The organism is Kiritimatiellia bacterium, assembly GCA_028715905.1.
GTDB lineage: Bacteria > Verrucomicrobiota > Kiritimatiellia > JAAZAB01 > JAAZAB01 > JAQUQV01.
In genome coordinates this window covers 1-13,941 of sequence record JAQUQV010000023.1, presented here as the reverse complement: position 1 = coordinate 13,941, position 13,941 = coordinate 1, and the positions used below count along the sequence as shown (strand labels likewise).

The 13,941-nt window shown below is 56.0% G+C and carries 12 protein-coding genes; 5 read left to right on the top strand and 7 right to left on the bottom strand.

The window, feature by feature from the left end; translation table 11 throughout:
- Positions 1-95: 95 nt before the first annotated feature.
- The 3 genes from PHP98_06175 to PHP98_06165 form a co-directional block, all read right to left on the bottom strand.
- Positions 96-725, bottom strand: a complete 630-nt coding sequence (locus tag PHP98_06175; protein ID MDD5483222.1) for a hypothetical protein — start codon at positions 723-725, stop codon at positions 96-98.
- A gap of 20 nt (positions 726-745) precedes the next feature.
- On the bottom strand, positions 746-970 hold the full coding sequence (locus PHP98_06170; GenBank protein MDD5483221.1) for a hypothetical protein: 225 nt from the start codon (positions 968-970) through the stop codon (positions 746-748).
- 71 nt (positions 971-1,041) lie between these two features.
- The gene (locus tag PHP98_06165; GenBank protein ID MDD5483220.1) at positions 1,042-1,263 is read right to left on the bottom strand and encodes a hypothetical protein; all 222 of its coding nucleotides are present in this window, start codon (positions 1,261-1,263) and stop codon (positions 1,042-1,044) included.
- A 110-nt stretch (positions 1,264-1,373) separates the two neighbouring features.
- Between PHP98_06165 and PHP98_06160 the strand changes: the two genes are divergently transcribed.
- From PHP98_06160 to PHP98_06150, 3 genes are all read left to right on the top strand, one after another.
- Positions 1,374-4,733 carry a protein kinase gene (locus tag PHP98_06160; GenBank protein MDD5483219.1) on the top strand — a complete coding sequence of 1,120 codons (3,360 nt, stop codon included), beginning with the start codon at positions 1,374-1,376 and terminating at the stop codon, positions 4,731-4,733.
- A complete protein-coding gene (thrC, locus tag PHP98_06155; protein MDD5483218.1) occupies positions 4,730-6,115 on the top strand; it encodes a threonine synthase in 1,386 nt (461 codons plus the stop codon). Before PHP98_06160 ends, thrC begins: the two co-directional genes overlap by 4 nt.
- 72 nt (positions 6,116-6,187) lie before the next feature.
- The gene (locus PHP98_06150; GenBank protein ID MDD5483217.1) at positions 6,188-6,748 is read left to right on the top strand and encodes a manganese efflux pump MntP family protein; all 561 of its coding nucleotides are present in this window, start codon (positions 6,188-6,190) and stop codon (positions 6,746-6,748) included.
- 34 nt (positions 6,749-6,782) lie between these two features.
- On the opposite strand, the gene PHP98_06145 is transcribed toward PHP98_06150, so the two are convergent.
- A complete protein-coding gene (locus PHP98_06145) occupies positions 6,783-8,252 on the bottom strand; it encodes a glycosyltransferase (protein ID MDD5483216.1) in 1,470 nt (489 codons plus the stop codon).
- Between the two features lie 248 nt (positions 8,253-8,500).
- Here PHP98_06145 and gpmI point away from each other — a divergent pair, with 248 nt between their 5' ends.
- Positions 8,501-10,156: a 2,3-bisphosphoglycerate-independent phosphoglycerate mutase gene (gpmI, locus tag PHP98_06140; GenBank protein ID MDD5483215.1), complete on the top strand. Its 1,656-nt coding sequence runs from the start codon at positions 8,501-8,503 to the stop codon at positions 10,154-10,156.
- A 50-nt stretch (positions 10,157-10,206) separates the two neighbouring features.
- On the opposite strand, the gene PHP98_06135 is transcribed toward gpmI, so the two are convergent.
- The 3 genes from PHP98_06135 to PHP98_06125 form a co-directional block, all read right to left on the bottom strand.
- Positions 10,207-10,902 (bottom strand): MlaD family protein, encoded by a 696-nt coding sequence (locus tag PHP98_06135; GenBank protein ID MDD5483214.1) that lies wholly within the window; start codon positions 10,900-10,902, stop codon positions 10,207-10,209.
- The gene (locus tag PHP98_06130) at positions 10,899-11,609 is read right to left on the bottom strand and encodes an ATP-binding cassette domain-containing protein (GenBank protein ID MDD5483213.1); all 711 of its coding nucleotides are present in this window, start codon (positions 11,607-11,609) and stop codon (positions 10,899-10,901) included. The genes PHP98_06135 and PHP98_06130 overlap by 4 nt, the downstream gene beginning before the upstream one ends.
- Positions 11,610-11,679: 70 nt before the next feature.
- Positions 11,680-12,810: an ABC transporter permease gene (locus tag PHP98_06125; GenBank protein ID MDD5483212.1), complete on the bottom strand. Its 1,131-nt coding sequence runs from the start codon at positions 12,808-12,810 to the stop codon at positions 11,680-11,682.
- A 104-nt stretch (positions 12,811-12,914) separates the two neighbouring features.
- Here PHP98_06125 and PHP98_06120 point away from each other — a divergent pair.
- Positions 12,915-13,941: hypothetical protein (locus PHP98_06120; GenBank protein MDD5483211.1), on the top strand; the 1,027-nt coding region annotated here is incomplete at its 3' end.

The following is a 13,941-nucleotide window of genomic DNA, read 5'->3' as shown; positions in this document are numbered from 1 at the left end:
AAAAGCGGGAGGCGGAAGACAGGCCTCCGCGGCGCTGGCAAACGCCATTCCGGCGCGCTGCCGTATTTTGTTGCCGGCCTGCGGTTCTCATTTCATTATTCAAGGTAGAGGGCGGCGTGGTTATCCAGATAAAGTTCCGTATTGAGCGGGACCGAATCGGCGCCGTAGAATGCGCGGAAAAAAACGGGAAAGAAACGCAGGGGGAAATCCTGGGAAACGGCAAAGCGGAGGAGATGCGAACTGTCTTCAGTGTAATTATAATTGATTGTTTCCCAGTCTTCATATTGCAGAATGCCGTTCAGGCGGCTCCATTCGGCGCTCAGATAGATCGGGATGCGGGCGTGTTCCATTGCCATCTGGGCGGCCGGCCCGCCCGCCGTTTCGGGGAATATCATGTTGCCCGCGTTGGGAATGGCGGCCGCCATGACCGATTTGCGCGCCATGAAATCATTAAAGCCGACTGTTCTGGCCCGGGCGCCGCGGGCGCAGGCATAGGAAAGTATTTCCTTCGCCGCATAAAGCTGCAGGAGCTGAAACAGGCCGGCGAGGATGAGGCAGATGAGCGCGACAACCAGGCAGGATTCAATCAGGGCCTGGCCGCGGCAAGAATGGCGTCCGGCGGAAAGGCGGGGGAAATATGGCGCGGGCCGGATTAAAAAAAGATGGCAAACAGCTTCCCGCCTTCGGCCGGCCGGCCTCTTAATTCTGCATGCGGCACTTTGCATTCTGCCTTTTCTTCAGGCGGTTATTCGTTCCCCAGGGTTTTCAGATAATCAACCGATTTGGTCTCGGTTGCCTCCTCAACCTCGGTTTCGTCGCCGCCCAGCTCGGTTACGGCCCCGCCGATCATCTTCCGGATCTGGTCTCCGAAAAGTCCGAAAACCGCCAGCGCCGCCAGCGCAATAATGGCAACGATGATGATGTATTCCGTCATGGTCTGCCCGCCGCATGATTTAATATTTGGTTTCAAGCGATTTATCTCCTTCTTTTTTGTTTCTGATGCGGTTTAAAGCGCGCTTGGCGCCCGCCATCAAAATTTGTCTATGGATAATCGGAGGCGATTATTGCCAGCAGGCGTTCGCCGTATTCGCCGAATGTCGTCAGGAAAATTCCCATGATGATCGCCACCGCCATTAAGACGCCGGCCGTGACGGCATATTCAATGGTGGCCTGCCCGCCGCAAGCGGCGATAACATGGCCGGGCCGGCCGCCCGTCGGCGGGCGAAAAGGAGCGTTTGGCTGGCCGTAGAAGGTTTTTATCATAAGTTATTGTTTATTTGGCATTATGGCACACTGAAAATTCAAAATCAAGAAGATTTGAAATTAAAAGAAATCTATGCCATAATATCCGGCAGTTGAAGGATTGTCGGGACATGATCAATATTAACGGATATGAAATACTGGAAGTGCTGCCGGCCGGCGGGATGAGCGCCGTCTACAAAGCGCGCCAGCTTTCGTTGGACCGCATCGTGGCGATCAAGGCCCTGCCGCCCGCCATGGGGGCCGCGGCCGATGTGGAGAAATTCATGGCGGAGGCGCGAATCACCGCCAGTTTGAAACATCCCAATATTGTCCAGGTGTATGATTTCGGCAAAACCGGCGACGGGGTCTGCTATTTTGTGATGGAATACATTTCGGGTTACAGCGTTGCCGCCTGGATCCACCGCAAAAAATATCTCTCGGAAGAAAACGCGCTCCTGTGCGCCCTGAGCGTCGCGGCGGCCATGAGTTATGCCTGGCAAAAGAACCGCATTGTGCACTGCGACATTAAGCCCGATAACGTCATCATTGACGACGACGGCACCGTCAAACTGGCCGACCTGGGGCTGGCGAGGAGCGTGCAATCCATCATGGAACACGCCCGGCCGGATGACCGGCAGGTGTTTGGCACCCCCAATTATATTTCCCCCGAACAATCGCACGGCAGCGAGTCCCTGGACTGCCGGGCCGATATTTATTCGCTCGGCGCCATGCTTTATCACTGCATGACGGGGGTGATGCCTTTTGAGGGACAGCCGCCGCTGGAGGTTATGGACCGCCAGATTACCGATTTCGTACCCGATCCCCAGGATGTTAATCCGTGTATTTCCGTCTGGTCGGCCTGTCTCATTGAAAAAATGATGGCGAAGGACAGAAAATTCCGGCAAACGGACTGGAACGAAACCTTGCGCGATATTTCCAACGCCCGTTCCGAAATGATGCCGCAAGGTTCGCTGCCTGACGATGTTCTCAGCACTGTCAAGCGCAGTCCGCTGCGCGGCCGCCGGCTGGAGGAGGCCGCGCTCCAACCGGTGATTCAAGCGCCGGTCGTCTGCCGGGCCCCGTCCAATTTAAGGCGGAAGCTGGCTTTGGCAACCGCCGTTGGGGCGCTGGTTCTGGCGGCCGGCTGGGGCATGTTTCATTTGGCGCGCAAAACCGAGATCCCGGCCGTTCCTGAACCTTTGCCGGCGCCGCAATCCGCGGAAGTCGGCCGCGCGCCCCCCCCGGTTGACCGCGAACGCGCGGCCATGGAGCAATATGATGAAATTACTTCATGGGCAAAGGCCCACCCGTCCGCGCACGTTGAGACCATAACGCGTTTCCGGAAGCTGGCGGAAGACGCGGTCGGCACCAAATACGCGGAAATGGCCAAGGATGATATCCGGCAAATTGAGCAGCGCGGAAAAAAAACCGCGGAAATTATTGTTGAACTGGATAAAAAAGCCGGCCAGCTGGCCGACCGGGGTCGCTTTCAGGAGGCGGCCGCGGTTTACGGCAAATATCACGGTGCGTTTGAAACGGAAACCGCCGCGGAGCGCGGAAAAAAAGAGCGGCTTTTTTCGGCGAAACACGCCGATCGCGTGAAAGCACAGAGGCGGCAACGGGAGCTGGCGGAACTTCAATTGATGCACGCGGCCGATGAAATCGCGGTGATTTTGGTTGAAGACGATCTGGAGGCCGCCCGGCAACGGATAAAAGCGCTGGCGGTTGATCTGCCCTTGATTTCCGGAAAACCGGAGTTCAAAGCCATGGCCGCCATGTTGGAGAAGTCATCCGGCGCCGGCAAACGAATCATGGATTCATTTCAACGGCAGAAAAACGAGGAAATCAGCATTGCCTTTTTACAGGGGCCGCAGACGCTTCATATACGCGATGTCCAGGGCGATGTGGTGCTTGCGGAAAAAGTGGTGACGATGGAAGAAGGCAAGATCGGCCTGCAGAAAATCTTCAGGGCGCGCGATTTAACGCTGTCTGAAAAGTTGAACCGTCTTGGCGCCGGCGCCGGGCCGGAGTTTGCCCTGATGCGCGCCATGTTGGCCATCCAGGACGGCGACTATCAGCAGGCGGCCGACGCGGCCGCCGGAACCGGCCCGCTCCTTGCCCCGAAGCTTGCCGCGGCCATTAAATGCAAAGACCGGGATACCGCTGAAGAACGCGCAACGCAGACTCTGGCCTATATCATGTGCCGGACCGGCATAATTCCCTATCACGTCCGTATGCCCGATCCCGCTTCCTGTCTTGATATTCTGCGGGATAAAAACCGTTTTCCCCAGAACGGACCCGCCGCGGGATGGATGATTGATCAATTCCGGGTAAAATTCGGCTCCACGCAAACTGCCCGGCGTTATGCGGCTGTTCTGGAGGCGCTGGCTGGTTCCGCCGGCGGTTTGGCTGCGTCAACGCAAACAGGAACCGAAGCCGCGCTACCGCCGGACCAAACGTCTGAAAAATCAATTATTGAGCAGATGATGACGAAAAATCCGGGACTTGGGGAAAATCAGATGGTTTTCCAGACGGATAATTCCGGCCGGATTGTGAGCGCTGACATAGTTTCCGTGCATCTGAAGGATATTCAGCCGCTGGAGAGCCTGCCGCATCTGAAAACACTGGTTTGCGCCGGCACGCGCCTTCATGTCTGGCCGGAGATGTCAATGCCGGCCCAGCTTTCCGATTTAACTCCGCTTAAACAGATGTCGTTAAGCGAGTTTATCGGCAGTCATACCCGGATCCGGGATATCTCGGTCTTAAGCCGGATGCCGCTGACCAGTCTTAATCTGGCGCGCACCCGGGTCGGCGATTTGCAGCCCTTGAAGGACATGCCGCTGCGGCAGCTTGATGTCAGTTTTACCCAGGTGCGCGATCTGCGCCCCCTGGCGGGACTGCCCCTGGTTAATCTTAACATCAACGGCACGGATGTTTCCAACCTGGGCGCTCTGCTCGGTATGCCGTTGAAAACGCTCTCGGCCGCGTTCACGCGCGCCAGGGATTTAACCCCTCTTCGCGCCATGCCGCTCATTCGCCTGGTGCTTCGCGGAACGGATATAACCGATATTGCTCCCCTCCAGGGGATGCCTCTGGAATCCCTTGACCTTTCCGATACCAATGTCCGCGATATTCTGCCGTTGCAGGGGATGCGTTTGCGCGATCTTGATTTGCGCAACACGAAAGTGAAAGACATAAGCGTTCTGGAAAACATGCCCCTGGAGGCGCTGAAATTAAACGGAAGTGCCGTCAAGAACATTGCGCCTCTGAAAAACACGCCTTTGAAAATGCTTGATCTGCGTGACACCAGCATCGCCGACCTGACGCCCCTGGAAAATCTGCCCGTGGAGGAAATATGGCTGGATGTGTTTGACAACCAGGAGCGCGCCGAAAAAACGCGCGGTGTTTTGGCCATACTGCATAAAATGCCGCGCCTGCGAATCATCAACGGCGCTCCGCTCTGGGACTGGAAAAGAAGGGGAAGGCGATGAAATATATCAGCACGCGGGGTAAAAGCACGCCGGTTGATTTTGAAACGGCGGTCATGAACGGTCTGGCTTCTGACGGCGGTCTCTTTCTTCCGTCCCGTATTCCCAGGGTGCGGGGACGGCTCGGCGACTGGCGGCGGCTTTCATATCCCCGGCTTGCCTTTGAAATCATCCGTCTTTTCTGCGATGCGCCGGACGGCGAACTGCGGCGTATTATCCGGAAGAGCTGCGCGGCATTTCCGCATCCGGACCCGGCCCCGCTCGTTGCTTTGCGCGAGTGTTTTGTTCTGGAGCTTTTCAACGGGCCGACGCTGGCTTTCAAGGATTTCGCCCTTCAGTTTCTCGGCAACCTGTTTGAATACTTCCTGCGGCGGGGGGACAGCCGGCTGAATCTGGTGGCCGCCACCAGCGGGGATACGGGGAGCGCCGCCATTGCGGGCGTGAAAGGCAAGAAGAAAATAAAAATATTCGTGCTTTATCCATTCGGCCGGATAAGCGCCGCCCAGGAACGCCAGATGACCAGCGTCCGGGATAAAAATGTCTACTGCCTGGCCGTCAGGGGCAGTTTTGACGACTGTCAGCGGATTGTCAAAAATTTACTCGGGGATTTGCGGTTTCGGGCGGATTACGATCTTGGCGCGGTCAATTCCATCAACTGGGCGAGAATCATGGCGCAGATCGTTTATTACTTTTACGCTTATTTCCGGGTGCAACTCCGGACCGGTTGTGCGAAAGTGAATTTCGCGGTTCCCACCGGCAATTTCGGCGATATTTTCGCCGGTTATATCGCCCGGCGGATGGGGCTGCCGATTTCCCGGCTTATCCTGGCGACCAACCGCAATAAGGTTCTGGCGGATTATTTCGGGCAGGGAATTTATATGCGCGGAAATGTCCGCCGGACACTAAGTCCTTCCATGGATATTCAAATTGCCAGTAATTTTGAGCGTTATCTTTATTACCGCCTCGGAAAGAATCCGGCCCAGGTGCGGCGTTTAATGCGCAAATTCGCGCGTGACGGAAAAATAAGTTCCCGCGATGCGGGGATGCCGCGCCCCGATCCGCTGTTTTGTTCCGGTTCGGCCGATGACGCCGCCACCCTGAAGGAAATCCGCCGCTGTTACCGGCAGGACAATTATATTCTTGACCCGCACACAGCGGTCGGCGCGGCAGTGGCGCGCCGGTTTCTGGAGAAAGGTGTGCCGACGGTCTGTCTGGCCACGGCCCATCCGGCCAAATTTGAAAAGGCGGTCGCGCGCGCCATCGGCCGGGCTGTTTCGCATAAGGCCATTGCGGCGCTGAAAAAGAGGAAGACCCGGCGTTTTGTTTTGCCGGCGGATGATGAGAAAATCAGAGAATTTATCGCCGCCCGGAGCCGGATGGCGTAAACAAGCGTTTTGTTTGCGGGGATATGTTTTGTTGAACAATCTGGCTGGCAAACGGGGCGAATTAATTGCGCCATGACCATAATTTCTGTCTTTCTGATTGCCGTTGGCCTGGCGCTGGATGCCTTTGCCGTGGCGGTGGCCTGTGGTTTGGCCGTCCGGCCTTTGCGGCCGCTTTATGCCTTCCGGATCGCGTTCTTTTTTGGTTTCTTTCAGTTCGCCATGCCCGTCGCCGGCTGGGCGGCGGGGAGCGCCCTGCAGGCGATTATTGCCGCCTTTGACCACTGGCTCGCGTTTATTCTGCTTGTGGCGGCGGGCGGCAGGATGATTTACGCGTCGTTCACGAAGGGGGAAAAGAGTTCATGTTCTGCTCCGGTTTCCACGGGGGCGCTGGTGATTTTATCGCTGGCAACGAGCATTGATGCCCTGGCGGTCGGTTTAAGTTTCGCGTTTCTGAAGGAAAAAATTCTGCTGCCTTCGCTGATCATCGGGGCGGTAACCTTTGCGCTTTCTTTTGCCGGCGTCTGGCTGGGACACCGCTGCGGTCATATTTTTGAGAACAAACTGGAAACGGCCGGCGGACTGATATTGATCGGAATTGCCTTCAAGATTCTGGTTGCCCACCTGGCCGCTTGAATTTGAGGCGATTCTGCGGCCGCCGGGCGGCGGTTCAGTTCCTGACCATGTGCATCAGGGAGAGACCGCCGATGAAGGCAAAACCCATCCAGTAGAAGAAAATGAAGGGGATGGCGAGATACTGGACGCCCTGGAAAGCATAATAGAGCGTGGCGGAAACATAAAGGAAAAGGGCAAGCTCAATTAAAACCGTTGCGTTGAATCTGGCCCGGTAACTCTTGCCGCTCCATGAAATATCGGCCGGACGGTTGGTCAGGCTGTATTTTGGTGTGCGGTGGAAATTGCTTTTGCGGCCGAGCAAGGCGCTGAAGATCGCCTGGGTGTTGATCACCGCCAGTCCGATGGCGCCGGCCATGAGAATCGGCACAAATAAAACGCGCCGCTTCCAGTCGGGGTAAATCTTTTTCTGCGCGTAAATGTAAAATAAAGGGTAACTGAACGCATTGATCGTGAAAAAGGAAATTGCCGCGAAAAAAACGTCCGTGCCGGGACAGTTGATTTTTATCACCAAAATGGGGAACAACAACAACGCAATCATAAGCAAAGCCGGGAACACGAAGTGATTGGTCAGGTGAATGGTGGCTTCAAATTTAACCAGCGGCGAAATAGTTTTGTTTTTCCAGATCACCGGCAGAAGTTTCTTGGCGGTCTGCACGGCGCCCTTGGCCCAGCGGTATTGTTGGTTCTTAAGGCCGTAGACTTCGGCCGGGACCTCCGCCGGACAGACCACCTCGTTGACGTATTTGAATTTCCAGCCGGCAAGCTGCGCCCGGTAGGAAATGTCAATATCTTCCGTTAAAGTGTCATCTTGCCAGTTGCCGGCGCCCAAAATCGCCGCTTTGCGCCAGATGCCGGCCGTTCCGTTGAAATTAATGAAAATTCCGCCGGCATTGCGCGCCCCGTGTTCCAGCACAAAATGCGCGTCCAGGCATATGGTCTGGCTTTTGGTGAGCAGTGAAAAATTGCCGTTCAGGTGGCCCCAGCGCGCCTGGACGACGCCGATTTCCGGCGCCGAAAAATGAGGGATCATATTTTTGAGAAAATCTTCCGGCGGCATGAAATCTGCGTCAAAAATGGCGATAAATTCCCCGCCGGCGGATTGCAGTCCGTTTCTCAGCGCGCCGGCCTTGAAACCCGCGCGGTCGGCGCGATGAATATAATGAATATTGATTCCCTGTCGGCGGTAATGATCGCAGAGCGCTCCGGCCTTTGCGCGGGTTTCATCGGTGGAATCGTCTAAAACCTGGATTTCAAGTTTATGGCGCGGATAATCAAGCCGGCAGACGTTTTTAATGAGGCGCTCCACCACGTATTGTTCGTTATAAACCGGCAACTGCACGGTAACCAGCGGCCATTCTTCCGGGGGCGGGGGGGGCGAGGAATGGTCCGGCCGGCGGCGATTGAAGAGAAATATCATCAGGTAGGCATGGAAAGCATAAACGGTCAGCACAACCAGAAGCCCGGCGTAAAAAGCCAGCAAGCTGATGGTAAGTATGGAATTCAATCCTGTCCTTTCCTGCAAATCGCCTGGCCGGGGAAAAAACCAAGCCGTTTCCCAATCTGGGAAACAAAATTCCGTCAGTATGTTCAAAATCGCGCGATTGTCAATATCAGATTGCGGGGCGAAAATAGCAGGTTAAGCTTGCCATGCGAGACCGGCGCGGGTATTTTATGCCACACCGGCGGAAGGGAGGCGGCGCCGGTTGTCGGAAGGGGTTCTGCATTGCCTTGTAAAATTGACGGGGTGTGAAAATGGAAAAATTGAAACAAACCGAATTTAAAGGTCCGGCCGGACCGGTTGTGCTGGCCATCATGGACGGCGTCGGGCTCGGCAAATACCGGGAAGGCGATGCCGTTTGTTCGGCCTTGAAGGTTAACATGGACTGGCTGGCAAAGCATGGCCTTTATTCGCGGCTGAAAGCCCACGGCAAGGCGGTCGGCCTCCCGGACGACGGCGATATGGGCAACAGCGAGGTGGGCCATAATGCCATTGGCTGCGGCCGGATTTATGATCAGGGCGCCAAGCTGGTCAACCGGGCCATCGCTTCGGGCTTGATGTTCAAGGATAAAACATGGCAAATGCTGATCGCCAACTGCCGGGCCCATAAGAGCGCGCTCCATTTCATCGGTTTATTCTCCGACGGCAACGTGCACAGCCACCTTGATCATCTCAAAGCCATGCTGGCCCAGGCCGCCAGGGAAGGCGTCCGCCGGGCCAGAGTGCATGCTTTGCTGGACGGACGCGACGTCGGGGAAACCTCGGCCCTTGATTATGTGGATCCGTTTGAAAAATTTCTGGCGGATTTGAACGCCGCCAGCGGAGTTGATTTCCGTATCGCATCCGGCGGCGGGCGGATGCGCATCACCATGGACCGCTATAACGCCGACTGGAATATGGTGAAACTTGGCTGGGATATCCACGTCAGAGGGGTGGGGCGACGGTTTCCTTCGGCGCGCCAGGCCATTGAAACGTTACGCCGGGAAAATCCGGGAGTAATTGACCAGGATTTGCCGCCTTTCGTCATTGCCGAAAACAACCGCCCGCTCGGTCCGATTGTTGACGGCGACAGCGTCATTTATTTCAATTTCCGCGGCGACCGCGCGCTGGAAATCAGCCGCGCTTTTGAGGACGATGATTTCAACAAGTTTGACCGCGCGCCGCGTCCGAAGGTTTGCTACGCCGGCATGATGCAATATGACGGCGACTTGAAAATTCCGAAGAATTTTCTGGTGAGCCCGCCGGCTATCAGCCGCACCATGGGCGAACTGCTTTGCCGCTCCGGCGTCAGGCAGCTGGCCGTCAGCGAAACCCAGAAATTCGGCCATGTAACCTATTTTTTCAACGGCAACCGTTCCGGCAAGTTTGACGGCCAATTGGAGGAATATGTTGAAATATTGTCCGACATAGTGCCGTTTGAACAGCGCCCCTGGATGAAATGCGCCGAAATAACCGACCGGGTCGTGAAGGAAATCCTGGGGGGTAAATTCCGTTTTATCAGATTGAATTATCCGAACGGCGACATGGTCGGCCATACCGGCGTTTATCAAGCGTCCCAAATCGCGGTGGAAGCGGTTGACCTGTGCGTGGGGCGCCTCATGGCGGCTGTCCATGCCGCGAAAGGCATCTTGGTTTTATCCGCCGATCACGGCAATGCGGATGATATGTTTGAGCATGATAAAAAAAACGGCGCGGTAAAAACCGACCCGCTGACCGGCAAAATCAAGGCCAAGACGAGCCATTCTCTCAATCCGGTCCCGGTCTATATCTATGCGCCGGCCGACGCCGGCCGCATCCGGCTCGCGGGAAACGACAATATGGGCATAAGCTCCCTGGCGGCAACCTGCATGCAACTGCTCGGGTTCAATCCGCCGGAAGATTACGATAAGAGTATCGTGGAAATTGAATAGGCTAGGCGGGCCGGGTGCGCGGCCCTATGCCCGCGCGGTTCCGGCCATCACTAGGGAACGGTTTTTCCTTTCAGCAGCGCTTCGGGATGCTGTTCAAGGTATTCCATGAAAAGCCGGACGGCGCGCGCTGAGAGGGTTATTTCCTTGAGCGCGTCATCCAGCCGGCATGTCCATTCCGCATTTAACATTTTGTTGATTCCCGCCGTGGCTTCCTGCAGGTTTCTGGAGATTTGCTTGATCGGGATCGCGTCCAGCATTCCGGCAATGCCCGGCGCCGCGGGCAGGGTGGGCAGTTCGGGATATTGTTCAACGATTCCCAGAAGTTTCGGCTGCGTGTCGGGATAAAAATCAAGCGCAACCATGAGCTGCCCCGTGACAAAACTCTGTATTTCAAGCCGCGCCCGCAAGCCGTGGCTGATCAGGTGGTTATAATCGGGATAGCCCACGTGCTCGGGCGTCCCATTGACGCGGGATAATTCCACTTCAATAACCACGGCAATGTGGACGGTTTCGGATTTGGCGTTGTAAAGCAAATTGACCTCCTTGACCTGGCCGATTTTAACCCCCTGGAAAACGACCGGCGCGCCGGTGGAGAGGCCTTTGGCGGATCCATCAAAGAAGAGGACATATTTATCCGATTTCTTGAACAACAAGCCCGATCCGAAAACCGCGATGCCCGCCACCAGCAGCGCCAATGCCCCCACGGCGAATGCGCCGATGGCCGTTTTATTCGCTTTTTTACTCATTGTTTAACTCTCTCTCTTTTTTCCGCGCCTCTGGTCAGAAACCGGATAACGCGCGGGTCTTTGGAATTGGCCAGCAATTCCTGCGGCGCGCCCGCGGCAATCATGGTTTTGCTTTCTCCGTCAAGAAAAACCGCGTTGGTTCCCACCGCGAAGATGCTGGCCAGCTCGTGCGTTACAACCACGATAGTGGCGTCAAATGTGTCCCGCAGCTGCAGGATCAGGTCGTCCAGCATCTTGGCGCTGACCGGGTCAAGCCCGGCGGAGGGCTCGTCAAAAAAAATAATGTCCGGGTCCAGGGCAATGGCCCGCGCCAGGCCCGCCCTTTTTCGCATTCCTCCGCTTATTTCCGCCGGATAAAAATCGCCGTAACCCCGCAAGCCCACCAGGGCAAGTTTTAATTCCGCCATTTCCCGTATATCGGCGGCGGAAAGTTTTGAGTATAACTGCAGCGGAAGAGCAATGTTTTCACGGAGCGTCAGGGAGCTCCAGAGCGCTCCGCCCTGGTACAGGACGCCGAACCGGCGCATAATCCGCTGTTGTTCCGCCTCGTCCGCATCCCAGAAGTTGCGGCCGTCGTATAAAACTTCCCCTTTCCCGGGAGCCAGCAGGCCGACCAGCGCTTTCAGCAGGGTGCTCTTGCCGCATCCGCTTCCTCCCATGACGATGAAAATATCGCCCTTGCGCACCCGGAAGTTGAGGTTGCGCATGACGAAATAGTCCGCGTAATTCAAGTCAAGATTACGCGTTTCAATAACCGCCGGCAAGTCTGAATGCACGTTACACCTCCAGAATCTGGCAGATAAAAGTGATGATGGCGGTTGCGATCACAATGCCGGTAATGGCCGAAACCACGGCGGCCGTGGTTGCTTTCCCCACGCCGGCGGCGCTTCGTTCGCATTGCATCCCGTGATAACATCCGGCGATTGCAATGATTATGCCAAAGGCCAGGCTGTTGACCAGTCCCACCCAGATGTTGTTAAGTTTGACGGCCATCTGGGTATGGTGCCAATATTCCAGGGCGCTGATGTCAAGCATGCCCACGCCGATTATCAGGCCGCCCAGGATGCCCATGATGTCCGCGTAAACCGTCAAGAGGGGCAGCATGATGATCAAGGCCAGCATGCGCGGCACGACCAGGAAATCAACCGGCGCAACGCCGAGGGTTTTGAGCGCGTCTATTTCTTCGTTGGTCTGCATGATGCCCAGTTCCGCCGCGAAGGAAGCCCCGGTGCGTCCCGCCATAAGAATGCCGGCCATGATCGCCCCCATCACGCGCACCATGGCGATGCCGACGATGTGCGCGACGAAAATCTGCGCCCCGAACATTTTAAGCTGGATCGCGCCCACAAAGGCGAAAATCATGCCGACCAGCACGCTGATCAGCGAAACAAGCAGGAGGGCGTCAACGCCGCATTTCTGCAGGATGCACAAAAAATCATCCCGCCGGAAAGAAGCTTTTCCCGCGAACAGGCGGCCGAAAGCAAGCACAATTTCTCCTAGGAAATCAAGCTGGAGGCGGATGCCGGAATAAATCCGTGTTATCCTGCTCCCGGCCGTTTCAAAAAACGATTTATTGCCGGCCTGGCGCGGCAGAACCGCGTTGTCAACCGCCGGCGAAACAAGCGCGAAAAGTTTCCGGGCTTTCGGCGGCAGCCCTTCCGGCGCGATATAGATATTTTTGCGCCGGCATTCTTTGTGCAGTTGGATCAGGAAAACAAGAAAAGCGCTGTCCCATCGGAACGGTTCGGAAATTTCAAAAACATTTTTTTCCAGTCCGGCGTGCGCCGCTATTTGCGCGGCGGCATCGTCAACCGCCGGGATTCCCGCGGCAATCTGCCAATCCCCGCTTAATTTGATGCGCAGCGTCTTCGGCAGGGAATAGTCAAAGTCTATTTTTCCGGAAGACATTTCGTTCAAAATATCGTTTCGCCGGCCTGCATTCAAGTTTTTTGTGGCGAGGAATATTTTGTGGTTGAAAAGCTTTGCCGTTACCTGCTTAAATCTGGCAGCTTATGAGTAAAGGCGGCGCATTGTTTATCCCGGGAATAAAGTTGTTGCTCGTGTCGGAATGCCTGATGCTGGCGACTTTGGCATCCTCCGAAATGTTGCCCGAGCCCGGCAAGCCGCCGGCGGCAACGAACGGCCCGCCGCCTGCCGCCGTTGTTGAATATGCCGGCACAAATCGGCCGCCGGCCGCAACGGAACAATCCGGCCAGACGGCCGGCAAAAAAATAAAACGCTGGGCTGATCACACTCACGAATATATCAACCGGAATTTCATCCTTTACGCCAAAAAGACCGACCGCTGGCTGAGCGCCAATGATCTGGCGTTGGAAGAAAGCGACGTCAGCCGGTTGCGACTGTCCCTGACGACGCAGTACATGGATGAAGAATTCAGTTTTCACCCCGCTTGCAAACTGCGGCTGGCCATTCCCTACACCCAGCGCCGTTACCAGATTATTCTGGACCGTTTCAGCAATGAAACCATGCCGGCCGGCGAGCGGGATTTCAACGACCGCCGCGACCGGACCGACAACCGCACCCAGGTCGGCATGCGCTTCGTTGATATTGTTTCCACTAATATAAGCCGGCATCTGGATGTCGGATTCAGTTTTCCAAATGTCATTCCTTACGTGCGCGCCAACGCCAGTTGGAGCAGTCCATGGGGGCCATGGACTCCCCGCTTGACGGGGCAGATTTCGTGGGAGCGGGACGACGGGTTCGGCGCCAAGTCGCCGTTTGAAATCCAGCGGGAACTGGTGCCGCGGCTCTGGCTCAAATCATACACCGAGGCCTCCTGGCTGGAGAGCGAGGCGGGCATCTATTTTGTGCAGGATTTTTCCCTTCATTGGCTGCGGACCGACTGGGACGCGGTCTCGCCCTTGTTTGAAATAACGACCCGTAGCCACCCTTACGATTATGATGCCAATGGTTACGATCATCCCGACAATTTCATTGAAAGGGCCTGGTTTTCCATCCGTTACCGCCGCCAGATTTACAAGGACTGGCTCTACCTGGAATTTGAGCCGGGCGTATACG

Coding starts and splice junctions, on each gene's coding strand:
- PHP98_06175 (MDD5483222.1), bottom strand. CDS start 725: ATGCAAAGTGCCGCATGCAGAATTAAGAGGCCGGCCGGCCGAAGGCGG.
- PHP98_06165 (MDD5483220.1), bottom strand. CDS start 1,263: ATGATAAAAACCTTCTACGGCCAGCCAAACGCTCCTTTTCGCCCGCCG.
- PHP98_06160 (MDD5483219.1), top strand. CDS start 1,374: ATGATCAATATTAACGGATATGAAATACTGGAAGTGCTGCCGGCCGGC.
- thrC (MDD5483218.1), top strand. CDS start 4,730: ATGAAATATATCAGCACGCGGGGTAAAAGCACGCCGGTTGATTTTGAA.
- PHP98_06150 (MDD5483217.1), top strand. CDS start 6,188: ATGACCATAATTTCTGTCTTTCTGATTGCCGTTGGCCTGGCGCTGGAT.
- gpmI (MDD5483215.1), top strand. CDS start 8,501: ATGGAAAAATTGAAACAAACCGAATTTAAAGGTCCGGCCGGACCGGTT.
- PHP98_06135 (MDD5483214.1), bottom strand. CDS start 10,902: ATGAGTAAAAAAGCGAATAAAACGGCCATCGGCGCATTCGCCGTGGGG.
- PHP98_06130 (MDD5483213.1), bottom strand. CDS start 11,609: ATGCGCAACCTCAACTTCCGGGTGCGCAAGGGCGATATTTTCATCGTC.
- PHP98_06125 (MDD5483212.1), bottom strand. CDS start 12,810: ATGTCTTCCGGAAAAATAGACTTTGACTATTCCCTGCCGAAGACGCTG.